Annotated in this window: 16 protein-coding genes; 6 read left to right on the top strand and 10 right to left on the bottom strand. The window is 69.9% G+C overall.

The annotated features are described in order from the left end of the window. Nucleotides 1-8: 8 nt before the first annotated feature. Nucleotides 9-794, bottom strand: a complete 786-nt coding sequence (locus ACNPQM_RS01285; protein WP_418082481.1) for a sulfite exporter TauE/SafE family protein — start codon at nt 792-794, stop codon at nt 9-11. A 357-nt stretch (nt 795-1,151) separates the two neighbouring features. Between ACNPQM_RS01285 and ACNPQM_RS01290 the strand changes: the two genes are divergently transcribed. Further along, complete coding sequence (locus tag ACNPQM_RS01290) at nt 1,152-2,081, top strand: oxidoreductase (RefSeq protein WP_418082482.1); 930 nt, start codon at nt 1,152-1,154, stop codon at nt 2,079-2,081. 21 nt (nt 2,082-2,102) lie between these two features. On the opposite strand, the gene ACNPQM_RS01295 is transcribed toward ACNPQM_RS01290, so the two are convergent. From ACNPQM_RS01295 to ACNPQM_RS01315, 5 genes are all read right to left on the bottom strand, one after another. Then, complete coding sequence (locus tag ACNPQM_RS01295; protein ID WP_418082483.1) at nt 2,103-2,513, bottom strand: VOC family protein; 411 nt, start codon at nt 2,511-2,513, stop codon at nt 2,103-2,105. Between the two features lie 395 nt (nt 2,514-2,908). After that, entirely contained in the window at nt 2,909-5,647 is a 2,739-nt protein-coding gene (ppdK, locus tag ACNPQM_RS01300) for a pyruvate, phosphate dikinase (protein WP_358858977.1), read from the bottom strand. Between the two features lie 556 nt (nt 5,648-6,203). Next, complete coding sequence (dusB, locus tag ACNPQM_RS01305) at nt 6,204-7,352, bottom strand: tRNA dihydrouridine synthase DusB (protein ID WP_418082484.1); 1,149 nt, start codon at nt 7,350-7,352, stop codon at nt 6,204-6,206. Nucleotides 7,353-7,470: 118 nt separating this feature from the next. Then, a complete protein-coding gene (locus tag ACNPQM_RS01310; protein ID WP_358859010.1) occupies nt 7,471-7,701 on the bottom strand; it encodes a DUF6243 family protein in 231 nt (76 codons plus the stop codon). Between the two features lie 306 nt (nt 7,702-8,007). Further along, on the bottom strand, nt 8,008-9,390 hold the full coding sequence (locus ACNPQM_RS01315; RefSeq protein WP_358858979.1) for a glycine--tRNA ligase: 1,383 nt from the start codon (nt 9,388-9,390) through the stop codon (nt 8,008-8,010). A gap of 208 nt (nt 9,391-9,598) precedes the next feature. On the opposite strand from ACNPQM_RS01315, the gene ACNPQM_RS01320 reads away from it, so the two are divergent. The 4 genes from ACNPQM_RS01320 to ACNPQM_RS01335 all read left to right on the top strand — a co-directional run bounded on the left by ACNPQM_RS01320 (nt 9,599) and on the right by ACNPQM_RS01335 (nt 12,787). Further along, nucleotides 9,599-10,552 (top strand): metal ABC transporter substrate-binding protein, encoded by a 954-nt coding sequence (locus ACNPQM_RS01320; protein WP_418082485.1) that lies wholly within the window; start codon nt 9,599-9,601, stop codon nt 10,550-10,552. A 38-nt stretch (nt 10,553-10,590) separates the two neighbouring features. After that, a complete protein-coding gene (locus ACNPQM_RS01325; RefSeq protein WP_418082486.1) occupies nt 10,591-11,373 on the top strand; it encodes a metal ABC transporter ATP-binding protein in 783 nt (260 codons plus the stop codon). Between the two features lie 2 nt (nt 11,374-11,375). Beyond that, nucleotides 11,376-12,284: a metal ABC transporter permease gene (locus tag ACNPQM_RS01330; RefSeq protein WP_418082487.1), complete on the top strand. Its 909-nt coding sequence runs from the start codon at nt 11,376-11,378 to the stop codon at nt 12,282-12,284. Nucleotides 12,285-12,349: 65 nt separating this feature from the next. Then, nucleotides 12,350-12,787: a Fur family transcriptional regulator gene (locus ACNPQM_RS01335; RefSeq protein ID WP_418082488.1), complete on the top strand. Its 438-nt coding sequence runs from the start codon at nt 12,350-12,352 to the stop codon at nt 12,785-12,787. Nucleotides 12,788-12,872: 85 nt separating this feature from the next. Here ACNPQM_RS01335 and ACNPQM_RS01340 read toward each other — a convergent pair whose 3' ends face one another. From ACNPQM_RS01340 to ACNPQM_RS01355, 4 genes are all read right to left on the bottom strand, one after another. After that, complete coding sequence (locus ACNPQM_RS01340; protein WP_358858984.1) at nt 12,873-14,141, bottom strand: beta-ketoacyl-[acyl-carrier-protein] synthase family protein; 1,269 nt, start codon at nt 14,139-14,141, stop codon at nt 12,873-12,875. A 95-nt stretch (nt 14,142-14,236) separates the two neighbouring features. Further along, nucleotides 14,237-15,190, bottom strand: a complete 954-nt coding sequence (locus tag ACNPQM_RS01345) for an IclR family transcriptional regulator (RefSeq protein ID WP_418082489.1) — start codon at nt 15,188-15,190, stop codon at nt 14,237-14,239. Between the two features lie 285 nt (nt 15,191-15,475). Then, nucleotides 15,476-16,486, bottom strand: a complete 1,011-nt coding sequence (locus tag ACNPQM_RS01350; protein WP_418082490.1) for a hypothetical protein — start codon at nt 16,484-16,486, stop codon at nt 15,476-15,478. Beyond that, nucleotides 16,483-18,747 (bottom strand): MMPL family transporter, encoded by a 2,265-nt coding sequence (locus tag ACNPQM_RS01355; protein WP_418082491.1) that lies wholly within the window; start codon nt 18,745-18,747, stop codon nt 16,483-16,485. Before ACNPQM_RS01355 ends, ACNPQM_RS01350 begins: the two co-directional genes overlap by 4 nt. A gap of 705 nt (nt 18,748-19,452) precedes the next feature. Here ACNPQM_RS01355 and ACNPQM_RS01360 point away from each other — a divergent pair. Then, nucleotides 19,453-24,192, top strand: a complete 4,740-nt coding sequence (locus ACNPQM_RS01360; RefSeq protein ID WP_418082492.1) for an aminotransferase class I/II-fold pyridoxal phosphate-dependent enzyme — start codon at nt 19,453-19,455, stop codon at nt 24,190-24,192. Nucleotides 24,193-24,308: the final 116 nt, after the last annotated feature.

Genomic DNA, 24,308 nt, shown 5'->3' on the forward strand with positions numbered 1-24,308 from the left:
CGAGGCCGTCAGGCCCACTGGTCGAACGCCAGCTTCGCGACGAGTGAGAACACCACGACCAGCAGCACACCACGGACGAACTCGCTGCCCTTGCGCAGCGCCATCCGCGCACCGAGCAGCCCACCCGCCAGGTTGAACACCGCCATCAGCGCGGCCAGTTGCCACAGCACGCTGCCCTGGTAGGCGAACATCGCGAGGGCACCGGCGTTGGTGCAGACGTTGACGATCTTGGCGGTGGCGGACGCCGTGACCAGGTCGAGGTGGAGCACGGCGGTCAGCGCGAGCACCAGGAACGTGCCGGTGCCCGGCCCGAACAGCCCGTCGTAGAAGCCGATGCCGCCGCCGACCAGCACGATCGCGGTGACGGTACGGGCCCGGGTGACCTGCCGGTCCGTGCCTCCGCCCGCCTCCTTGCCGAACTGCGGCCGCAGCATGACGAACGCCGCCACCGCCAGCAGCACCACCATGATCACCGGACGGAGCACGTCACTGCTGATCCCGGCGGCGAAGAAGGCACCGGTCATCGACCCGGCCAGCGCCATCAGACCGATCCGCACCGCCGTCCCGACCTTCACCGGCGCCTTGCGCACGTACGTCACGGCGGCGCCCGAGGTACCGACGACGGCCACCGCCTTGTTGGTGCCGAGGACATGCGCGGCCGGGACGTGCGGCAGACCGAGCAGCAGCGCGGGCAGCAGGAGCAGCCCGCCGCCGCCCACCACCGCATCGATCCATCCCGCGGCGGCAGCGGCGAGGCACAGGACAACGAGGGCGGTCAGGGTGATGTCGGGCATGCTCGCGACCCTATGGACGCGATACGTGTCCCGTCCAACTGCTTCTGCGGGATGACCGGAAAGTTGAGCGAACTCTGAGCTTCCGGGGCTCCGCGGCCCTCACAGACCCTCTTCGGAGGTGCTGAGCGCAAGGTTCCTCCCGGGAAACAGCGAGGATCCGGTCGGGCAACACCCGCAGCACACGCTTCTCACCATGAGGACGCAGACGGAAAGAACGCGGCGCGACCGGTCCACGCCGTACTCGCCGCCTGACGGCGAACGACAGGGCCGCCGCTGCTCCGGCGGCATCACGTGCAAGGTGAAGGGGCCGTTCCGCAGCTGAATCCGGCCGTGGGGCTCCGGTCGTACGCTTGATCCATGACCCAGGGCTGGAACGCGAGCGACATCCCCGACCAGAGCGGCCGTACGGCCGTGGTCACCGGAGCCAACAGCGGTATCGGTCTCGTCACGGCACGCGAACTGGCACGCAGCGGTGCGCGGGTACTGCTCGCGTGCCGTGACGAGACCCGTGGCAAGGAGGCCGAGTCACGCCTCCGGGCGGCCATGCCGGGCGCGGAGGTGGAGTTCGCACCGCTGGATCTGGCCGATCTCTCCTCGGTACGGGAGTTCGCTGCTTCGTACCGGTCCGACCGACTGGATCTGCTGATCAACAACGCCGGCGTGATGGCCTTGCCTTACCGGAGGACGGCCGACGGTTTCGAGACCCAGTTCGGCGTCAACCACCTCGGGCACTTCGCTCTCACCGGTCTGCTGCTGCCGAAGCTCCTCAACACCCCGGGCGCCCGGGTGGTGAGCGTGTCGAGCGGGATGCACGCTCTGTCCAACATCGACATGGGTGATCTCAACAGCGAGCGGAACTACCGGCGTTGGATCGCCTACGCCCGCTCGAAGACCGCCAATCTGCTCTTCGTCCATGAGCTGGCGCGCCGGCTCTCCGCGGCCGGCTCCGACGTCGTCGCCGCGGCCGCGCACCCCGGATACGCGGCGACCAATCTGCAGACGGCAGGCGCCAGGATGGAGAACCGCAGGACCGCGGAACGGATGGCCGGACTCGGCAACCGGATCCTCGCCCAGCCCGCGTCCTCCGGTGCGCTGCCGACGCTGTACGCGGCCACCGCGCCCGGAGTGCGCCCCGACTCGTTCACCGGCCCGAAGCTGCTGGGCTGGCGGGGTGCGCCCGCCCCGTCCTGGCGGACGGGCTGGACGCGGAACGATGTGGCGAGCGAACGCCTGTGGGTGGCGTCCGAGCAGCTCACCGGGGTGACCTGGCCGGGCCTCACCCCTTGAGGCCCGGGGTGTTCCGACGCGTCAGCCCTGCCCCTGGACAGCGGCCGGGTCCATCCACATGATCTCCCAGATGTGGTGGTCCGGGTCCTGGAAGGACCGGCCGTACATGAACCCGTGGTCGACGGGCTCGTTGGCCGGCGAGCCGCCGGAGGCGAGCGCCGTGTCGACCAGCTCGTCGACCTTCTCGCGGCTCTCGGCGCTCAGCGCGATGATCACCTCGGTGGACTTCGACGCGTCCGCGATGTCCTTCTTGGTGAACTCCTTGAAGCGGGGCTCGGTGAGGAGCATGGCGAAGATCGTGTCACTGATGACGAGACACGCGGTGGACTCGTCGGTGAACTGCGGGTTGCAGGAGAAGCCGAGCTTGGCGAAGAAGCCCTTCGTCCTCTCAAGGTCCTTGACCGGCAGGTTCACGAAGATCATCTGGTTCATGTCCACTCTTCTCTGCTCATCCGTGGCGCCCCTCTCGAGCGCTTCCAAGGGGTAGACGCCCGGCCGCCATCGAACTCATCGCCGACGGCGAAAGAATCTTCCGGAGTTTTTGCCGTCGGAGACATGAACGTTCCGAAGGACGGAGCAGGCAGCGGGTCAACCGGCCGACAGACCCCGAGAAGCTGCCGGCCGAGGGGCTCCGGGAACAGACCGGCGACCGGGACGACGGGCTCTCAGTACTCGACGCCGGGGACGCGCCTCCGCCCGGGATCCGGACATGACGAAGCGGCGGCACCCCGCGCAGGGTGCCGCCGCTTCATGGTCGTCCGGAGCTGTCGTCGAGTCGTCGAGGGTGGATGTGAGCCGACGACAGCCCCGGAGTCCGGGTGATCAGGTCAGCGGCTGTCGCTGCCCTTCGCCTCTGCCGCCGCCCGGCCTGCCTCCAGGCGCGCGACCGGGATCCGGAACGGCGAGCAGGAGACGTAGTCGAGGCCCGCCTCGTGGAAGAAGTGCACCGACTCCGGGTCGCCGCCGTGCTCGCCGCAGACACCGAGCTTCAGGTCCGGGCGGGTGGCCCGGCCGGCCGCGACGGCGCTGCGGACCAGCGAACCGACGCCGTCCTTGTCGATCGTCTCGAACGGCGACACCCCGAAGATGCCCTTCTCCAGGTACGCGGTGAAGAACGAGGCCTCCACGTCGTCACGGGAGAAGCCCCACACCGTCTGGGTCAGGTCGTTCGTGCCGAAGGAGAAGAACTGTGCGGCCTCGGCGATCTGACCGGCGGTCAGCGCGGCGCGCGGCAGCTCGATCATCGTGCCGATCGTCAGCTTCAGCTCGGTGCCGGTGGCCGCCTCGACCTCGGCGATGACCTGGTCGGCCTCCTCGCGGACGATCTCCAGCTCCTGGACCGTGCCGACGAGCGGAATCATGATCTCGGCGCGCGGATCGCCCTTGGCGTTCTTGCGGTGGGCGGCCGCCTCGGCGATCGCCCGCACCTGCATCGCGAACAGACCGGGGATGACCAGACCGAGCCGGACGCCACGCAGACCGAGCATCGGGTTCTGCTCGTGCAGCTTGTGCACGGCCTGGAGCAGCCGCAGGTCGTTCTCGTTCGCGTCCTTGCGGGACTCGGCGAGCGCGACCCGTACCGACAGCTCGGTGATGTCGGGCAGGAACTCGTGCAGCGGCGGGTCGAGCAGCCGCACGGTGACGGGCAGCCCGTCCATCGACTCGAACAGTTCGATGAAGTCGGCCTTCTGGAGCGGCAGCAGCGCGGCAAGCGCGGCCTCACGCTCCTCGTCGGTGTCCGCGAGGATCAGCTTCTCGACCATCTCGCGGCGATCGCCGAGGAACATGTGCTCGGTGCGGCACAGGCCGATGCCCTGGGCGCCGAAGCGCCGCGCCCGCAGCGCGTCCTCGGCGTTGTCCGCATTGGCCCGCACCCGCAGCCGGCGCACCCGGTCCGCGTACGCCATGATCCGGTGCACGGCGGCGACCAGCTCGTCGGCGTCGTCGGCGCCCGCGTGCATCCGGCCCTCGAAGTACTCGACGACCGGGGACGGCACGACGGGGACCTCACCCAGGTACACCTTGCCGGTGGAGCCGTCGACCGAGACGATGTCGCCCTCCTCGACGACGGTCCCGCCGACGGTCAGCCGACGCCGCTTGGTGTCGACCTCGATCTCCTCGGCGCCGCAGACACAGGTCTTGCCCATGCCACGGGCGACGACGGCGGCGTGCGAGGTCTTGCCGCCGCGCGAGGTCAGGATGCCCTCGGCGGCGATCATGCCGTCGAGGTCGTCGGGGTTGGTCTCGCGGCGGATCAGGATGACCTTCTCGCCCGACCGGGACCACTTGACCGCGGTGTACGAGTCGAAGACCGCCTTGCCGACCGCGGCGCCCGGTGACGCGGCGATGCCACGGCCGAGCAGCACCGTCTTCGCGTCCTCGTCGAAGCGCGGGAACATCAGCTGCGCCAGCTGAGCCCCGTTGACGCGCTGGAGCGCCTCCGCCTCGTCGATGAGCCCCTGGTCGACGAGCTGCGTCGCGATCCGGAACGCGGCACCGGCAGTGCGCTTGCCGACCCGGGTCTGGAGCATCCACAGCTGGCCGCGCTCGATGGTGAACTCGATGTCGCACAGGTCCTTGTAGTGCGTTTCGAGGGTCTGCATGATCTGCATCAGCTGGTCGTACGACTTCTTGTCGATCGACTCCAGATCGGCGAGCGGCACGGTGTTGCGGATACCCGCGACGACGTCCTCGCCCTGCGCGTTCTGCAGGTAGTCGCCGTACACGCCCGCGTGGCCGCTGGCCGGGTCGCGGGTGAAGGCGACGCCCGTACCGGAGTCGGGACCGAGGTTGCCGAAGACCATCGAACAGATGTTGACGGCCGTGCCGAGGTCGCCGGGGATGCGCTCCTGGCGGCGGTAGAGCTTGGCTCGGTCGGTGTTCCACGAGTCGAAGACGGCCTTTATGGCCAGGTCCATCTGCTCGCGCGGGTCCTGCGGGAAGTCACGCCCGGCGTCGCGCGTGACGATCTTCTTGAACTGCTTGACCAGCTTCTTCAGGTCGGCCGCGTCGAGATCCACGTCGACGGTGACGCCCTTGGCCTCCTTCGCGGCCTCCAGCGCCTCCTCGAAGAGGTCGCCGTCGACCCCGAGGACGGTCTTGCCGAACATCTGGATCAGTCGGCGGTACGAGTCCCATGCGAACCGCTCGTCGCCTGCCTGGGCGGCGAGACCGACGACGGACGCGTCGGAGAGGCCGATGTTGAGAACGGTGTCCATCATGCCGGGCATCGAGAACTTCGCGCCGGAGCGGACGGAGACCAGCAGCGGGTCGTCGGCCTGGCCGAGCTTCTTGCCCATCTGCTTCTCCAGGGCGGCGAGGTGTGCACTCACCTCGTCGCGGAGCGCCGTCGGCTCCTCGCCACTCTCGAGGTAGACCTTGCACGCCTCAGTGGTGATCGTGAAGCCCGGAGGGACGGGCAACCCGAGGTTCGTCATCTCGGCGAGGTTGGCACCCTTGCCGCCGAGCAAGTCCTTCAGATCCTTGTTGCCCTCGGTGAAGTCATAAACGAACTTCTGCCCCAGGAGCTCCGGCGTGGGTACGTGAGGATCTTTGTTTTCCGACACGGGTCTCGACTCCTAGAGGACTCGGGTGGCTGCCCTGACGGCGAGGAACATACCCAGATCGAAGGTGTCTGGGTACGTCCACTTGCGCGTCATACGGCCTTAACCACTCGTCCGCCAGCAGATCGAAAGTTTCATTCCAGACCTACGCACGGAATCATTCATTCACTTCTTGAACACATCACTACTTACGGTTCCCGACAGCGACGAGAACTTGCACGGTACGTAGTGGATGCGTCGATCGATCAAAGTAAAGCCATAGTGGCACCGAGTGCCACCATTTGAGAAATGCAGTTCCCAAAACCCCGCTCATCTGAGCGATGCACCCCTCAGGGGTGGCGAGAATCACGCCCCGCCGGGCGCTCAGATGTCACTATCCGGACAGCTTCGAGGCCACGCACGGTCATGCAGCGACCGCAAGGAGCGAAGGAAAGGAGGGTGGGGCATACCCACCGCACGCCGCGACGCTCCACGCCGTCCGGTCCACCCTCGTTTCACCCTCGGTTCACTCCGGATTGATGCTCAAATGAGCGGGAGTGAATCAAGGGCACCCGGTGCCTCAGCCGCCCGAGGTGTCGAGCTCGGCCTCCGCGCTCACGCCCGAGCAGTCATAGGGGTCCTTCAGCCAGCCGTCCGGCAGCACCACACGGTTGTTGCCGGAGGTACGCCCGCGCGGCCCGTCCGCTCCGTCCGGCCAGGCCTGGTCCAGGTCGAGCTCGTGCAGCTGCGCACCCAGCTCGTCCAGCGACGAGGTGACCGCCAGCTTCTTGCGCATCTCCGAGCCGACCGAGAAGCCCTTGAGATACCAGGCCACATGCTTACGGAAGTCGATCACGCCACGGGTCTCGTCGCCGATCCACTCCCCCAGCAGCGTCGCGTGCCGCAGCATCACCGTCGCGACCTCCCGGAGCGTCGGCGCCTGCCTCGCCTCCGCACCCTCGAAGGCACTCACCAGGTCACCGAAGAGCCACGGGCGCCCCAGGCAGCCGCGGCCCACGACCACGCCGTCACAGCCGGTCTCGCGCATCATCCGGCGGGCGTCGTCCGCACACCAGATGTCGCCGTTGCCGAGGACCGGGATCTCCGGGACGTGCTCCTTGAGGCGGGCGATCGCGTCCCAGTCGGCGGTGCCGCCGTAGTGCTGGGCGGCCGTCCTGCCGTGCAGGGCGACGGCCGTGACGCCCTCCTCCACCGCGATCCGGCCCGCGTCGAGGTAGGTGAGGTGGTCGTCGTTGATGCCCTTGCGCATCTTGATGGTGACCGGCAGGTCGCCCGCGTTGGATACGGCCTCGTTGAGGATCGCGCGCAGCAGCGGCCGCTTGAACGGGAGCGCGGAGCCGCCTCCCTTGCGGGTCACCTTGGGGACCGGGCAGCCGAAGTTCAGGTCGATGTGGTCGGCGAGGTTCTCGTCGACGATCATGCGGACCGCCTTGCCGACCGTGACCGGGTCCACTCCGTACAGCTGGATCGAGCGCGGGGTCTCGCTCGCGTCGAAGTGGATGAGCTGCATGGTCTTCTCGTTGCGCTCGACCAGCGCCCGCGTCGTGATCATCTCGCTGACGAACAGCCCCTTGCCGCCGGAGAACTCCCGGCACAGGGTGCGGAACGGGGCGTTGGTGATACCGGCCATGGGCGCGAGCACCACCGGCGGCTGCACCGTGTACGGGCCGATCTGGAGCTGCGGGAGCGAGGGGGCGAGCGTGGTCATTGCTCCATTGTCGCGTACGGCGGAAACTGCTCCGGCGGACGCCGGGGCGAGAAGCGGGCGTGGGCCCGGATCACCAGGGGCGATCCGGGCCCACAGTCCTACGGGCGCCGAGAAGGCGTCAGCTCCGCTTCGCGGAGTCGCCCTCAGGGGTCGGCGTCGCGGCATCGGCGGACGCCGGGGCCTGCCCGGACCCGGCGCGCTCACGCATCTTGCGGAGCAGCTCCTGCTTCTGGTCGGCCGCCGCCTTGCGGTCGGCATTGCGCGCGGGGCCCGCGCCCTGTTGATCGGCGCGGGACAGCTTCTTGCGCTGTCCGCCGACACCGAGAAGGTTGTTGCGGCTCTTGGCCACGGGGTTCTCCCGTTCGTGGTGAGACGTCATGAGACATGAGGTCGTGAGCGACCTGGAATCGATCCGGTGGGCGGCGGGCGGTCGGGCCCGCCGCGCTCTCACTCGTAGATCTGGAAGAACGAAGACATGCGGGAACCGTACCCCGGCCGGACCGGGCGCAGCACCCGAATTTCGGTCGGTGCCGCTTTCGGCCGGTGCCGTTTCTGCCCCGCTGCTGTTGACGCATGGTCGCGTGGTGCTCGGTGTGCAACGAAGCCCCCGGTTCCGTACGGGGAACCGGGGGCTTCGCGGTGGAACACCGTTGCGTCAGCAGCCGAGCAGACGGGCGCCGAGGTACGCCTGGATCTGGTCCAGCGAGACGCGCTCCTGCTTCATGGTGTCGCGCTCGCGCACCGTGACCGCGTTGTCGTCGAGGGTGTCGAAGTCGACGGTGACGCAGAACGGCGTACCGATCTCGTCCTGGCGGCGGTAGCGGCGGCCGATGGCGCCCGCGTCGTCGAACTCGATGTTCCAGTTCTTCCGCAGGTCGGTCGCGAGGCCCTTGGCCTTCGGCGAGAGCTGCGGGTTGCGGGACAGCGGCAGCACCGCGACCTTGACCGGCGCGAGGCGCGGGTCGAGGCGCATCACGGTGCGCTTCTCCATGACGCCCTTGGCGTTGGGCGCCTCGTCCTCGATGTAGGCGTCGAGGAGGAAGGCCAGCATGGCGCGGCCGACACCGGCTGCGGGCTCAATGACGTACGGCGTCCAGCGGTCGCCGGCCTCCTGGTCGAAGTACGACAGGTCCGTGCCCGAGGCCTTGGAGTGCGCCTTGAGGTCGTAGTCCGTGCGGTTGGCGACGCCCTCCAGCTCACCCCACTCGCTGCCGCCGAAGCGGAAGCGGTACTCGATGTCGGCGGTGCGCTTGGAGTAGTGGGAGAGCTTCTCCTTCGGGTGCTCGAACCAGCGCATGTTCTCCTCGCGCATACCGAGGTCCGTGTACCAGTTCCAGCGCTGGTCCATCCAGTACTGGTGCCATTCCTCGTCCTCGCCGGGCTTGACGAAGAACTCCATCTCCATCTGCTCGAACTCGCGGGTCCGGAAGATGAAGTTGCCCGGAGTGATCTCGTTCCGGAAGGACTTGCCCATCTGCGCGATGCCGAACGGCGGCTTCTTGCGCGAGGTCTGCTGGACCTGACCGAAGTTGGCGAAGATGCCCTGCGCGGTCTCGGGACGCAGGTAGGCGACCGAGCCGGAGTCCTGGGTCGGGCCGAGGTGCGTGGAGAGCAGGCCCGAGAACTGCTTGGGCTCGGTGAAGGTGCCCTTGTTGCCGCAGTTCGGGCAGTTGAGGTCGGCGAGCCCGTTGACCGGCGGCTTGCCGTGCTTCTCCTCGTACGCCTCCTCCAGGTGGTCGGCGCGGTAGCGCTTGTGACAGGAAGTGCACTCGGTCAGCGGATCGGTGAACGTGGCGACATGGCCGGAGGCGACCCATACTTCGGGGGCCAGGATGACCGACGAGTCGAGACCGACCACGTCCTCGCGCGAAGTGACCATGTAGCGCCACCACTGGCGCTTGAGGTTCTCCTTCATCTCCACGCCCAGCGGCCCGTAGTCCCAGGCGGCCTTCTGGCCACCGTAGATCTCACTGCAGGGGTAAACGAAGCCACGGCGCTTGCTCAGGCTGACGATGGAGTCGATCTTGTCGGCGGCCACGGTGCTCTCTTCATTACGACGACGAATTTGGACAGGGGTGGCGCGAAGCGCCTGGGTGGGGGGTGGTGGTCGGGAGACGGGCGGGCGAATGCTTCAGATTACCGGCGGGCACGCCCTCCGGATCAAATCGGTGCGCGGACGGCTCACCCAGTGGGCGCCCCATCCGGCTTGTTGACAATCGTTTCCAGTTTTGTTGAAAATGACTGTCATGAACATACGCCGCCTCATACCTACCGCTGCCGTCGCCGGAGCAGTCGCCCTCGGGCTCACGGCCCTGTCCGCCTGCTCCCCGTCGGACGCCGCCGGCCACAAGGCCGACGACAAGCTGAATGTGGTGGCGTCGTTCTACCCCATGCAGTTCCTTGCCGAGGAGATCGGCGGGACCCACGTCTCGGTCAGCACGCTGACCAAGCCGGGCGTCGAGCCGCATGACCTGGAGCTCAGTCCGCGGCAGATCGGCGGACTCGGCGACGCCGACTACATCCTCTATCTCAAGGGTATCCAGCCCGCCGTCGACGACGCGATCAAGTTGTCCGGGTCGACCCACAGCGTCGACGCGGCGAAGCTGACCACGCTGGAGGACCACGGCACCGAGACCGGCGGCGACGAGCACGGTCACGAACACAAGGGCGAGGGCGCCGGGGCCGACCCGCACATCTGGCTGGACCCGGTGAAGTACGCCGAGGTCGCCAAGGGCGTCGGCGCGTCCCTGGAGAAGACCGACCCCGGCCACGCCGCGGACTACCGCAAGAACACGGACGCCCTGGTCAAGAGGCTCGACGCGCTGAACACGGCGTACGAGACGGGCCTGAAGAACACCACCACCAAGACGTTCATCACCACGCACTCCGCCTTCGGCTACCTCGCCGAGCGCTACGGCCTGGTCCAGGAGGGCATCGCGGGCATCGACCCCGAGGCCGAGCCCAGCCCCGCCCGGATCCAGGAGATCCACACCATCGCGAAGAAGACCAAGGCCACCACGGTCTTCTTCGAGACCCTCGCCAGCGACAAGACCGCGAAGACCGTCGCGGCGGACACCGGCCTGAGGACCGACGTCCTCGACCCGCTCGAGGGAATCACGGACAAGTCCAAGGGCGCTGACTACTTCGAGGTCATGCAGTCCAACCTCGCCGCCCTCCAGAAGGCGCTCGGCGCGAAGTGATCCTCGTAACACCCGCCACAGCAGCATCGGAGGCGCTCATGTCCGAGCCCGAGAGCACCCATCCCGACCCCGTGATAGCCCTGCGCGGAGCCACCGCGGCCCTCGGCGCGCGCCCCGTGCTGCGTGGCATCGACCTCACCGTGCACCGCGGCGAGGTAGCCGCACTGCTCGGCGCCAACGGCTCCGGCAAGTCCACGGCCGTCCGGTCCGTCATCGGCCAGGTCCCGCTCACCGGCGGCTCGGTCGAGCTGTTCGGCACCCCCCTGCGCCGCTTCCGCAGCTGGGCACGGATCGGCTACGTGCCGCAGCGCACCACGGCGGCCAGCGGGGTTCCCGCCACCATTCGCGAGGTCGTCTCCGCCGGGCGGCTGTCCCGTACGAAGCTGGGGCTGCTCCGCAAGGCGGACCGGGCCGCCGTCGACCGCGCCATCGCGCTCGTCGGCCTCGCCGACCGGGCCGGGGACTCGGTGAGCGCGCTCTCCGGCGGACAGCACCAGCGGGTGCTGATCGCGCGGGCACTCGCCGCCGAGCCCGAGCTGCTGATCATGGACGAGCCCATGGCCGGCGTCGACCTGGCCAGCCAGGAGATCCTCGCCGAGACGCTGCGCGAGCAGGTGGCGGCCGGCACCACCGTGCTGCTCGTCCTGCACGAGCTGGGCCCGCTGGAACCTCTCATCGACCGCGCGATCGTCCTCCGCGACGGCTGTGTGATGCATGACGGGCCGCCCCCGAAGGCCGTCGGCCAGCACGCGCTGCCCGGCCACGACCATGTACACCCCCATGCGGCTTCCGAGCCCGTCCGGACGGGACTGTTGACCTGATCATGGAATTTCTCCAGCCCCCCTTCATGCAGCGGGCCCTGCTCGCCGCCGTACTGGTCGGCGTCATCGCCCCCTCCGTCGGCATCTACCTCGTGCAGCGCCGCCAGGCCCTGATGGGCGACGGCATCGGCCACATCGCGATGACCGGTGTCGGTCTCGGCTTCCTGCTCTCCACCAGCCCGGTCTGGATGGCCACGGCCGTCGCCGTCGTCGGCTCGATCGTCATGGAACTGGTCCGCTGGTACGGACGCACGCGCGGCGACATCGCGCTGGCCATGCTCTTCTACGGCGGTATGGCGGGCGGTGTGCTGCTGATCAATCTCTCCGACACCGGCTCCAACGCCAATCTCACCTCGTACCTCTTCGGCTCCCTCTCCACGGTCTCGTCCGAGGACATCACCGCGATCTGCCTGCTCGCCGCCTTCGTGCTGCTGGTGACGCTGGGGCTGCGGCGACAGCTGTTCGCGGTCAGTCAGGACGAGGAGTTCGCGCGGGTCACCGGACTGCCGGTGCGCGCACTCAATCTGCTGATCGCGGTCACGGCGGCGGTCACCGTCACCGTGGCGATGCGAGTCGTCGGTCTGCTGCTGGTCAGCGCGCTGATGGTGGTCCCGGTCGCCGCGGCGCAGCAGATCTCGAAGTCCTTCAAGGTGACGTTCGTGCTGTCCGTCGTCATCGGTACGGCGGTGACCCTGGCCGGCACCGTGACCTCCTACTACCAGGACGTACCGCCCGGCGCGACCATCGTGATGCTGGCCATCGGTGTCTTCGTCGCGCTGACCCTGCTCGCCACGCCGCTGGCCAGAAGGCGTGCCCGCAGCAGCGACACGGTCTCGGCGGAGTGCACCCTGGAAGGGGAGACTCCGGAAGTACCGGCTGCCCGCCCGGCCACGAACGGCGTCCGGGTCTGACCCCGGCACACGGGCGGGCTGGCACAATGGCCCGACACATGTACGGGCGACATGAGGAGGCACCTGTGGCGACGGCGCCGATCAGTGGAACGAACGCAGCCCCGGTACGTGGCCGGTCGACCCGGCAGCGGGCCGCGGTGGCGGCGGCGCTCGACGAGGTGGACGAGTTCCGCAGTGCCCAGGAGCTGCACGACGTGCTCAAGCACCGCGGTGACTCGGTCGGACTGACCACCGTCTACCGCACCCTGCAGTCCCTCGCCGACGCGGGCGAGGTGGACGTCCTGCGTACGACGGACGGTGAGTCCGTCTACCGGCGCTGCTCGACCGGCGAGCACCACCACCATCTGGTGTGCCGGGTCTGCGGCAAGGCGGTCGAGGTCGAGGGTCCCGCGGTGGAGCAGTGGGCGGAGACGATCGCTTCGCAGCACGGGTATGTGAACGTGGCCCACACGGTGGAAATCTTCGGGACGTGCGCGGAGTGCGCGGCGCCGCGGGAGAGCTGAGCGGGACCGGCGGTACGACGCACGGGCGTGCGGTGCTCGAAGGAGCGCCGCCCGCCCGTGCGTCGTGGTGACGGCCGCCGGAGCGTCACACGGTACGGAACGCCAGCACCACGTTGTGGCCGCCGAAGCCGAAGGAGTTGTTGAGCGCCGCGATCCGTCCGCCAGGCAGGGGGCGGGGCTCGCCGCGGACGATGTCGGCGTCCGCGTCGATCGCCGGGTCGGGGTCGTCGACGTTGATGGTCGGCGGGGCGAGCCTGTGGTGCAGGGCGAGCACGGTGGCGATCGTCTCCACGCCGCCGGCCCCGCCGATCAGGTGTCCGGTCATGGACTTGGTGGCCGATATCGCAAAGCGGTCGGTGTGGTCGCCGAAGACCTGGCGCAGCGCCCTGATCTCGGCGAGGTCGCCGAGCGGGGTCGAAGTGGCGTGCGCGTTGATGTGCGCGATCTCGGCGGGTTCGAGGCCGGTGGAGTCCGTCAGGGACCGCAGCGCGGCGGATATGCCCCGGCCCGTCGGCTCCGGCTGGGTGATGTGGTGGCTGTCGAAGGAGACGCCTTCACCGAGGGCCTCGGCGTAGACCCTGGCACCGCGCCGGGCGGCGTGCTCGGCGGACTCCAGGACGACGAGGCCCGCGCCCTCGCCCAGGACGAAACCGTCGCGCCCGGTGTCGAAGGGGCGCGAGGCGCCGGTCGGATCGTCGTTGTTCTTGGACATCGCCATCATGTTGCCGAAGGCGGCGAAGTTCAGCGGGTGTACCGCCGCCTCGGTGCCGCCGGCGATGACGACGTCGGCGCGGCCGCTGCGGATCATGGTGATGGCGTAGCCGATGGCCTCGGCGCCGGAGGCGCAGGCGCTCGCGAAGGTGTGGACCCCGGCGCGGGCACCGACTTCGAGGCTGATGTGGGCCGACGAGGTGTTGGGCATCATCATCGGGATCGTGTGCGGGGAGACCTTACGGGCTCCCCGCGTCTTGAGGATGTCGTACTGCTGGAGCATCGACGTCACCCCGCCGACCGCGGTGGCGACCACGACGCCGAGGCGGTCGGGGTCGACCGGCTCGTCGTCTCCCGCCCGGCCCTTGAACCCGGCGTCCTCCCACGCCTCGCGGGCCGCGACGAGGGCGAACTGGGTGGCGCGGTCGAGCCTGCGCGCCTGGGCGGGCGGGAAGATCTCCGCGGGCTCCACCGCGATCTCGGCGGCGATGCGCACCGGGAGTTCCTCGGCCCATGCGTGCGGGAGCCGTCGGACGCCGGAGCGCCCGGCGAGCAGGGCGTCCCAGGTCGCGATGGTGTCGCCACCGAGCGGCGTGGTCGCGCCCATGCCGGTGACCACTACAGTGCGGTTCTTCTTATCCACAGAAATCTGTCTCCAACGTCCGAACTGGAATTGCGCGGCCTCGGGTCCGCTCCGGCTCTCTCTGTTTCTCACTGCTTCTTGAAGCGATCGAATAGTCAGGGATGGCGGATGAGGGTGGTTTCCATGCCTCCTTCCACGACTGCTCCGACGGCAGATACCACGGCCGATCCAACGGCCAATTCCATGGTTGATTCCGCATCTGATTCCGTGGCTCCGAACGTGTGGAGCGGAATGGGGCGTCCCCCCTGGACGTGTGCCCGTTGGCGCGGAATTCCGCCCTCCCGGTCCTGGGCGGTGGCGATTTTCCGGGATATGCGTACGGCCGTCGCCAGCAAGGGGCTGACGCATTGCGGTCCGCCGGCCCCGGCGAGATCCGTCACCAGGGACAGGGACGCGACGACGGCTCCGCCGCGGTCCCGCAGGGGGGCGGCGACCGCGAAGGTGCACGGTTCCGTCCGGAAGTCGCCCGCGGCGTAGCCCGAGCGCCTGACCTGGCTGACGATCCTGCGCAGGACCAGGGGGTCAGGCACTTCCTCTGCCGTGTGCCGGGTCGGCGTGCGGGCCAGGATGTCCTCCTGCACGTCGGGGCTCGCGTAGGCGAGCAGGACGTTCCCCGAGGCCGTGGTGTGCAGGGGGAACCGGTCGCCGACGGTCATCGGTGCCACGCGCACCGGACCGCCCCAGCCGAGACTCTCCAGCCAGATCCCCTCGGCGCCGTCGCGGACCGAGAGATTCACCGTTGCTTTCGTCTTCTCGTGGAGTCGCAGCATGTGCGGCAGCGCCGCGGCGCGCAGTGAGCGGTGCCGCGGCGCGTGCGCGGCCAGTTCCCACAGCCTCAGCCCGATGGTGTATCTGCCCCTTTCCCCCCGCTCCAGGACCCCCAGGGAGACGAGCTTGGTCGCCATGCGGTGTGCTGTCGCCACGGGAAGGCCGGAGAGGCGGCTGATATCGCTCACCGACAGCGAGTGGTCCCGACCGCTGAAGACACCGAGAACACTGAAGGCGCGCTCGACGACCGAGCGGTTTTCCGTGGTGTTGCGGATTTCCATCCGTAGGCCTCGCTTTCGCCTGATGCACCTTGATGCACTGCGATCCCCCGATGAGACGAGCAAGATCCTCACAGGCATGGAGCAATTGTGAAGATCGCTTCGATGACGCAGAGGAATCCAGTGCCCGAACAACCGTGTCACCCGCCCGTCGGCGGCGACGGCACGAGCGCCCTCGCCCGACGGGGTGATCGTCAGGGGCCGGCCGTCTCCGGACCGGCCGTCATCCCGGTTGCCGCACGGGCCGCGTGACGGGGCGTCGGAGCCCGGCCACGCGGCCGTGCCGGGTCACTGTGGCGGCAGGTCGCGGCGCGGGTGCCGGGGGCGCAGGGAGGGGTCGATCGCGGGGATGCCCACTCTGAAGAAGACCAGCGGGCGTTCGCCGTCCTCGGCCCCGCAGAGGGCGGCCAGGTCCCCGATCGTGTGCGGGCAGTCGATGACATGGCTCTGGGGGTGGACGTAGATCCCCTGCCGGAAGAGGTCCAGCCAGAGGCGGGTGACCAGGCGTCCGGCCGTCACCTCCTGGGCCGGGTCCTCACCCTTGCCCAGGATCACCAGGACGACGCCGTCACCGGCGGTCGCCCCGGAGGAGAGCGGGGTGAGCAGGCGCGGCAGCCCTAGCGGGCGCAGCGCCCGGTAGACGGCCGGGGAGAAGAGCAGCCCCATGAGGAAGCGCTCCACCCGGTTCAGTACCAGCATGACGTCGTTCAAACCGTCGCGGTGGTACTTGGGGTGACGGGGGCTCAGTCGGGTCCATGCCATGAGTTCGGCGGCGATTCCGGGTTCGCCGAAGAACCAGTGGTAGGCGCGGACGAGGAGCGGCCTGGCCGCGGCCGTGCTGATCACGGCCACCCGGAAGCCCGCCGTGAGGGCCGTTTCCCGCGCGACCTCGATCGCCTCCGGGTCGATCTGCTGCGGGGTCCAGGCGCCGCGCCAGACCCGGCGGCCGGCGATGTCGGACGCCCGGAAGCCGGTGTCGTAGGGGCGCTCGGCCGGCCGCAGCCGTCCCACGCGCCGGGCCGTGGTGTCGAGGTCGAGCTCGAAGCCGACGGCGATGCCCTTCTCGGCCGCGGCGATGAGCAGGCTCTCCACGTATGTGCCCAGCGACAGCCGCAGGTCGCGGTGGGCCGGGTCGCTCGGCCCCAGGGCGTCCTCGGCGCGCCAGCCGACCTCGACGTGGTCGGTGCCCTGACGGAGCTCCCAGGGCTGGGTGTTGTGCGCGTTCGCCGCCCGGGAGGCCTGGGTGGCGGCCTCGCTCAGCCGGTCCAGGGACGTGGTCGTCTTCTCGGGACTCGTCATGCTCTGACTCCGTCCTTGTGACGCCGCTCCTCGACCGCGGCGGTGGTCGGGCCGGTGGTGGCGGGGGCCGTTTCCCCGGCCGACTCCCGGATGCCGAAGCGGCCGTGGACGCTCCGCAGCCAGGAGGGGGCCCACCAGCTGATGCGGCCGGTGGCCCGCAGCGACGCCGGTACGAGCGCGCCGCGCACCAGGACGGCGTCGATGAGGATCGCCAGGCCGGTGGCAGCACCGTACAGCTTGATCAGGGAGACGCCGGAGGTGAGCATCGCGAAGAAGGAGACCGCGAGGATGGCCGCGGCCGCGGTGATCACCGGCCCGCTCGCGCCGAGGCCGTCGCGGACGGCGGTGGCCAGGTCGCCGGTGCGCTCATAGTGCTCCTTGATCCGGGAGATCAGGAAGACTTCGTAGTCCATCGACAGTCCGAAAGCGATGCAGAAGACCAGGACCGGCATGGAGACCGCCAGCGGCGAGGGGGTGAAACCGAGGGCGTCGGAGAGGTTGCCGTCCTGGAAGATCCAGACCGTCACACCGAGGATCGAGACCAGGCTGAGCAGGTTGAGCAGCAGTGCCCTGATCGGCTGGACCACGCTGCCGGTGAGCAGGAACAGGAACAGGAGGCTGAAGACCACGATCAGGACGAGGGCGATCGGCAGCTTGTCGGCGATGGACTGGTTGATGTCGGTGACCTGGGCCGCCTGGCCGCCGACGAGCACGCGGTTGCCGGCTGGGGGGGCGATGTCCCGTATGTCGCGGGCGAGTTGGGAGCCCTCGGAGGAGTACGGGGCCACATCCGTCTGCACCTGGAGCCAGGTCGCGGTGCCGTTGTCGTAACGGGCCGCCTGGGCCGCCGGCAAGGGAGCGGCCTTGGCGCCCTTCTCGAAGACGCCCGCAGCGCTGACGACCTTGGTCACCTCGTCCGTCCGGGACAGGGTGGTGGCGTACGTCGCGAGGTCGGCGTCGGTGCCCTTCCAGTTCCGGGCGACCACGTTGAGCGCGTGCTCGTCGCCGGTGCCGAAGTCCTTGCGCAGCGCCTCGGCCACGACCCGGCTCTCGCTGCCCTTCGGCAGCACCCGCTCGTCGGGGACGCCGAACTGCGAGTGGCCGAAGGGCAGTGCGATGCCGATCAGCAGAATGACGACGGGCATGGCGAGCAGCAGCGGCCGGCGGAACGCGAGACCGGCGATGCGGCCCCAGGTGGTGTTCGCAGCAGGGCGGGGCGCGGTCCGCCGGGCCCAGCCCAGGGCGTCGATCCTGTCGCCGAGCAGGATGAGGGCCGGGGGCAGCAGCAGGAGGGCGCCACCGACGGACAGCAGGACCACCGAGATACCGGCGAAGGCGAAGGAGCGCAGGAAGTACTGGTCGAAGACCAGCAGCGTGGCGAGGGCGGCACCGACGACGCCACCGCTGACGAACACGGTGCGGCCCGCGGTCGCGCGGGTGACGCGGAGGGCGTCGGCATTGCTGCGGCCGGCGGCACGTTCCTCGCGGTAGCGGGTGACGATCAGCAGGCTGTAGTCGACTGCGAGACCTAGGCCGAGCGCGGTGATGAGGTTCACCCCGAAGACCGAGACGTCGGTGAACCGGGAGAGGACGTTGAGAATGCCCATGGAGCCGACCACGGTGAGCAGCGCGAGCAGCAGCGGGAGCAGCGCCGCGATCACGCCGCGGAACACGAGAACGAGCAGCAGCAGCGTCAGCGGGATCGCGATGCTCTCCGCGGCGACGATGTCCTTCTCGATCTGTGTGTTCATGTCGTTGTTGACGGCGTTGATGCCGCCGAAGGACACCGACACGTCGCCGTCCGGGTTGGACAGGTCCTCGTGGAGCTTCTTGGTGGTCTTGAGGCTTTCGTTCTCGTCACCGTTGACCCGGACCAGGACCAGTCCCGCGTCGTCGGCGCGCAGCGACGGGTCGGGGGTGGCGAAGTACGAGGCCACGATCCGGGCTCCGGAGCCTTCGCCGATCCTCTTGGTGGCCCGGTGGGCGGCGGCGCGCGCTTCGGCGCTGTCGACCCCGCCCTTGGCGTCCTTGATCATGACCACCATGTTGGGCTGGCTCTCCGGGAAGGAGTGCTCCAGCGCCGAGGCGGCGGCCACGGAGTCGGAGGCGGGGTTGTCGAACCCGCCGGACTTGAGGTTTTCGAGTACTCCTGCGCCGGCCGCGCCGGTGATGATCAGGAACAGCAGCCCTGCGAGCAGGGTGAACCACGGGCCGCGTCGGCTCTGCCGACCGCTTTGGGGTGGCACCGAAGTGGTCACCATGGGAGGTCCTTTCGTTCTTCTCTGACGGTTCCTCCGATGCCTGTCCGGGCTCTGCCGAGCGCTGTCGGGCCTCATCGGTACCGAGGGGGGATGCGGAGGTACTGGACGTTGCATCGAGGGGCACGGCTCGTCCGCTGCAGGACATGCCTGCCGATGGACCGACCCGAGTCAGAATGATGCTCCCATTCGAGAGCACCGATCTGGATATGAATCAGTGTTGCCATTCAGTGAACACTGATCCAAGAGCAAAAGCTCTGATCGTGGACCAGCGATCCAATCAGTGACCACCAGGCAAACTTGAGGCCATGAGCGTGATCCGAGGAGCCGGAGAAAGGGCTCGTGCCGAGGTCCGCGCAGCCATCAAGGAGGAGGCAGGCGCCGGCTCGCGGCGACGGGGGCGGCGGGGCGGATCGCCGGGCGGCGATGCCGTACGGACATCCGCGGGACACACGCGACGGCAGATCGACACCCGGCCCTTTAAGTCATGTTCATTCCGCTGAGTGAAAAGGCGCGCCGCCGACCCTCCCGGCTTGCAGAACTCTGAAGGCGCGGCGCGAAGTTGACGTATAGCCAGATCAGGGCGCTTCATCACCACGGCCTTCCGGGCCGCCCGTTGTCCGAACGCCCCGGCACGATCTGTCATTTCGCCCACTTCTGACGCTGCGTCATGCAATCCGTCAATATCGGATCGGGGTATCAGCAGCTGTGACTGGTATAGCCATCGTCGGCATGTCGTGCCGCTTTCCCGGCGCCGGGAACCTCAACGAGTTCTGGCAGATGACCATCAACGCCGAGCCGCAGTTCGCAGGGGTGCCCGAATCGCGCTGGGATCACTCCAAGTACCACAGACCAGGCGATTTCCGGGAGCCGCACAGTACGTACACCGACCGGGTGGCCTTCCTCCCCGCCATCGACCAGTTCGCCCCGGCCCACTACGGCGTACCACCACGCCGGGCGAGGGCCATGGACCCCCAGCAACGCCTCTTCGTCGACCTCGCCCGGGAGGCCCTGCAGGACGCCGGCTGGGAGCGGGGCTCCTTCGACCGCGCGACGACCGGCGTGTTCGCCGGGGTGTCCTCGATCGACTACCGCGACGCGGCCTTCGCACGGATCAACGCCAGGCTCCTCGCGGACGGTTCGTTTCACGTCGGCGAGGACGACCCCGAGCTCCTGGCCGGCCTGGAAAACGCCGCCGGGTCGGCAGTCGTGCCCGTGGGGCCGTTCTCCATCGCCGGTGTCATCGGCAACATGGTGCCGGCCGCCGTGAGCGAGGTGTTCGACCTCGGCGGTCCCTCGTACGCCGTCGACGCGGCCTGCTCGTCGACGCTGGTGGCACTGGACACGGCGGTACGGAGCCTGCGGTCGGGCGGGTGCTCGGTGGCTCTCGTCGGCGGGGTCTTCCTCAACCTCACACCCAACGCGCTGATCGGCTTCTCCCGGGCCGGCGCGCTCTCCCGGGACGGCGCGTGCCGGCCGTTCGACGAGCGGGCGGACGGCTTCGTGCTCGGCGAGGGCGGCGGTGTGTTGGTGCTCCGTCCGCTGGCGGACGCCCTGGCGGCCGGCGACCGCGTCTACGCCGTCGTGAGCGGCATCGGCACCGCCAACGACGGGCGCGGCGGCGGCCCGATGACGCCGCAGGCCCAGGGGCAGCTGGCCGCGCTGCGCGCCGCCTACCGGGACGCCGGAGTGACCCCCGGGGCGATCGACCTGCTGGAGGCCCACGGCACCGGCACGCCGGTCGGCGACCGCACCGAGATGGAGGCGATGCGCCTGCTGCGCGACGAGGCGGGCCAGACCCGGCCCTGCTACGTCTCCTCGTCCAAGGCCCTCATCGGCCACACCCTCTCCGCGGCCGGCGCGGCGGGCCTCGTACGGGCCGCCCTGGCCCTGCACCACGGTGTCGTACCGCCGCAGCCCTCCGAGCACCGCGCCAGCCCCGAGCTGCGGCTCGAGGAGTCGGGGCTGCGCTTGGCCACCGCGCCGCAGGAGTGGCCGCGGGGCGAGCTGCGCCGGGCCGGGGTCAGCTCGTTCGGCTTCGGTGGCACGAACGTCCACGCCGTCCTCGAAGGTGCGCCGCTCCCGCAGTCCGGGGCCGATCCCGCCCCGGCGCGACCCGAACGGGAGGACGAGCCGTGGCTGTTCCTCCTGTCCGCCGGTTCGATACCTCAACTGGCCCGGCACGCCAGGGAGATCCGGGACGCCGTCATCGCGTCCGCCGCGCGGCCCGCCGCGGTGGCCCACACCCTGGCCGACCGCGAGCTGCTCACCGCCCGGCTGTCGTTCGCCGCCGCCACGAGCCAGGAGCTCCTCGACCGGCTCGACCTGGCCGCCCGGCGGCTGGACGAGGGCGCCATCGGCGAGCTGGCCCCCGGCGTCCACGCCGCGGCCAAGCCGCTGCCCGAGGCGGAGCGGAAGATCGCCTTCGCCTTCCCCGGGCAGGGGGCGCAGCAGCCGGGGATGCTCGCCGACCTGGTCCGGCGCTTCCCGGCGTCGGCCCGGCGCGCCGAGGAACTGACCGCCCTGACCGCCGAGGCGTCGGCGGAGCTCCCCGCGCGACTGCCCGGCCTGCTCTGGGCGCAGCACGCGCCCGACGACGCCGAGGCGATGGCGGCCCTCACGGTCACGGACCTGTGCCAGCCCGCGCTCGGCATCACCGCAGTCGCCACCACCGAGCTGCTGGCCGCCTGCGGCGTCGCCCCCTCCCTCACCGTCGGGCACAGCGTCGGCGAGTTCCCGGCGGCGGCCGCGGCCGGCGCGATCGCGGCGGACGAGACGGTCCGGTTCATGGCCCGGCGGGGCGCGGCACTCGCCGCCGCCGTACCGGCCGGAACCGGCGTGATGCTCGCCGTCCAGGCGACGCACGAGAAGGCGGAAAAGCTCGCCGCCGACGTGGACGGCGTCTGGCCCGCCTGCTACAACCACGAGCACCAGCTGGTGTTCAGCGGCGGCGAGGCGGCCGTGGAGCGGCTGCGCGAGCACTGCGCGGAACGCGGCGTGGCCGCGGTGCGGCTGCGGGTGTCGCACGCCTTCCACTCGCCGCTGGTGGCCGCGGCCGACGAGGCGGTGGCCCATCACATCGCGGCCCTGCCGCTCGTGGCGCCCGCCCGTACCTTCGTCTCCGGCGTCGGCGGCCGGGTGTGCGAGCGGCCGGAGGAGATCCGGGACCTGTGGAGCCGGCACAACACCGTCCCAGTCCGCTTCAGCGAGGCCGTCACGTCGGTGGCGGACGCCGGGGCCCGTTTCCTGGTGCAGCTCTACGGCGGCGACTCGCTGCTGCGGATGGCTCGGCGCACCCCCGGTGCCAAAGTGCTGGACATCCTACCGCTCACCACGAGCCGGCCGGACGGCGCGCGGGCCTTCCTGACGGCGCTGGGCAGGCTCGCCGTGGCGGGTGTGCCGGTGGATCCCGCCCCGCTCTTCCCGGCGGACGCCCCGCAGCTGCTGTCGCTTCCGGCGTCGCCCCTGGAGACCTCGTCCTTCACGATCCTCAAGGGGACGGGCCGGAAGGAGACCACCGACGCCCGGCGCCCCGGCACCCCGGCCCCTGCCGCCTCTGTCGCCCCTGCCGCCTCCGTGGCCTCTGCGGCCGTCGTCACGGCCCCGGCTCCGGTCGTCGTGGCGTCCACGGCCGCCGTGCCGTACGGCTCCACGATCGACCACACGTCCGCCGCCTCCACCCACTCGAACGGTGAATCGAGCATGAGCAGCCTTATCTCGTTCCTCCACGCCCAGGTCGATCTGCTGCAGGCGGTCGGCGCCGTCGCGGTCGACGGCCCGGTACCGAACGGTGCGTCGGCGACCGTGACTGCGGCTGCGCGTCCGGTCCCCGTCCCGGTGCCACCGGCCGACGTCCTCACAGCCGACGCCCCGGCGGTCGCGACCGCTGACCCGGCAGACGTTGTGACGTCCCGTGTGCTCTCCGCGATAGCCAAGGTCAGCGCGTACTCCGAGGACTTCTTGCAGCCGGAGCACGTGTTCGCCACCGACCTCGGCTTCGACTCGATCATGCTCGCCGAGCTCGCCGCGGGCCTGCGCAGGCAGTGGCCGGACATCGACGTGCGGGCCTCGGATGTGGTGAGGATCAGCACCGTCGGCGAGCTGATCACGACGGTCCAGGAGAGCCTCGGTACCGCCCCCACCACCATCCCCGCCCACGCCCCGGTGCCGGTACCCACCGAGGTCCCCGCCGTCCCCTCCGCGCCCGCGCCCCGCACCGAGGCCGTTCCCGCGCCGGACCGCACCGCGACCGGTGATGTCAGGGCCCTGCCCGAAGTCGTCGCCACGCTCGAACGCTCACGCATGTACGAGCGCTTCGGCGTCCGCAACCCCTACTACCTTCCGCACGAGGGCACGATCCGGGACGTCACCCGGGTCGAGGGCACCGACCTGATCTCGTTCTCCAGCTACAACTACCTGGGCCTGTCCGGCCACCCGACCGTCGTCAAGGCCGTGACCAAGGCGGTCAAGCAGTACGGCAGCTCGGTCTCGGCCGCCCGCATCCTGTCCGGCAACCGTCCGCTGCACGAGGAACTCGACCGGGGCCTCGCCCGCCTCGTCGGTGCCCAGGACGCGGTCACGCTGGTCAGCGGCCATGCCACCAACGTCACCGTCATCGGCCACCTGGTGGGTCCCGAGGACCTGATCCTGCACGACGCGCTCGCGCACGACAGCATCATCCAGGGCTGCCGTCTGTCGGGGGCGAGCCGCCAGCCGTTCCCGCACAACGACATCGCCGCCCTGGACCGGATCCTGCACCAGGTGCGCGACCGCTACCGCCGGGTGCTGATCGTGGTCGAGGGCGTGTACAGCATGGACGGCGACATCGCCGACCTGCCCGCCCTGATCGCCGTCAAGCAGCGGCACGCGGCGCTGTTGATGGTGGATGAGGCCCACAGCATCGGCGTGCTGGGCAAGACCGGTGGCGGCATCGGCCGGCACTGGGGCGTCGACGCCGACGACGTCGACGTGTGGATGGGCACCCTGTCCAAGTCGCTGGCGAGCTGCGGCGGTTACGTGGCCGGCCGGCACGAGCTGATCGAGCACTTCCGCTACACCCTCCCCGGCTTCATCTACAGTGCCGGCCTCACCCCGCCGAACACCGCCGCCTCCCTGGCCGCCCTGCGGGTGATCCAGGAGGAGCCTGAGCGACTCGACCGGCTCCACCAGCGCTCGGCCCTGTTCCTGCGGCTCTCCGCAGCGGCCGGGATCGACGTCGGTACCGGCGGGGGCACGCCGGTCGTGCCGTGCATCACGGGCGACTCGGAGAAGGCCCTCAAGCTCGCCGACCGGCTCTACCGGCGTGGCATCAGCGCCAACCCGATCCTGCACCCGGCGGTCGAGGAGCGGCTGGCCCGGCTCCGGTTCTTCATCACCTCCGAGCACACCGAGGAGCAGATCGAGTACACGGTGAAGGTCATGGCCGAGGAGCTGGCGAAGCTCGCCTGACCCGTCGGCAACCCGACCCCGTCGGCGTCCTGAACCGCCGGCGTCCTCGTCGGCGCACGGAGCGGGCGGACCGAGGCACCCCGGGGCCGCCCGGCGCCCCCCCCCCGCCCACCCCC

Source organism: Streptomyces sp. NPDC056231 (assembly GCF_048270745.1).
Taxonomy (GTDB): domain Bacteria; phylum Actinomycetota; class Actinomycetes; order Streptomycetales; family Streptomycetaceae; genus Streptomyces.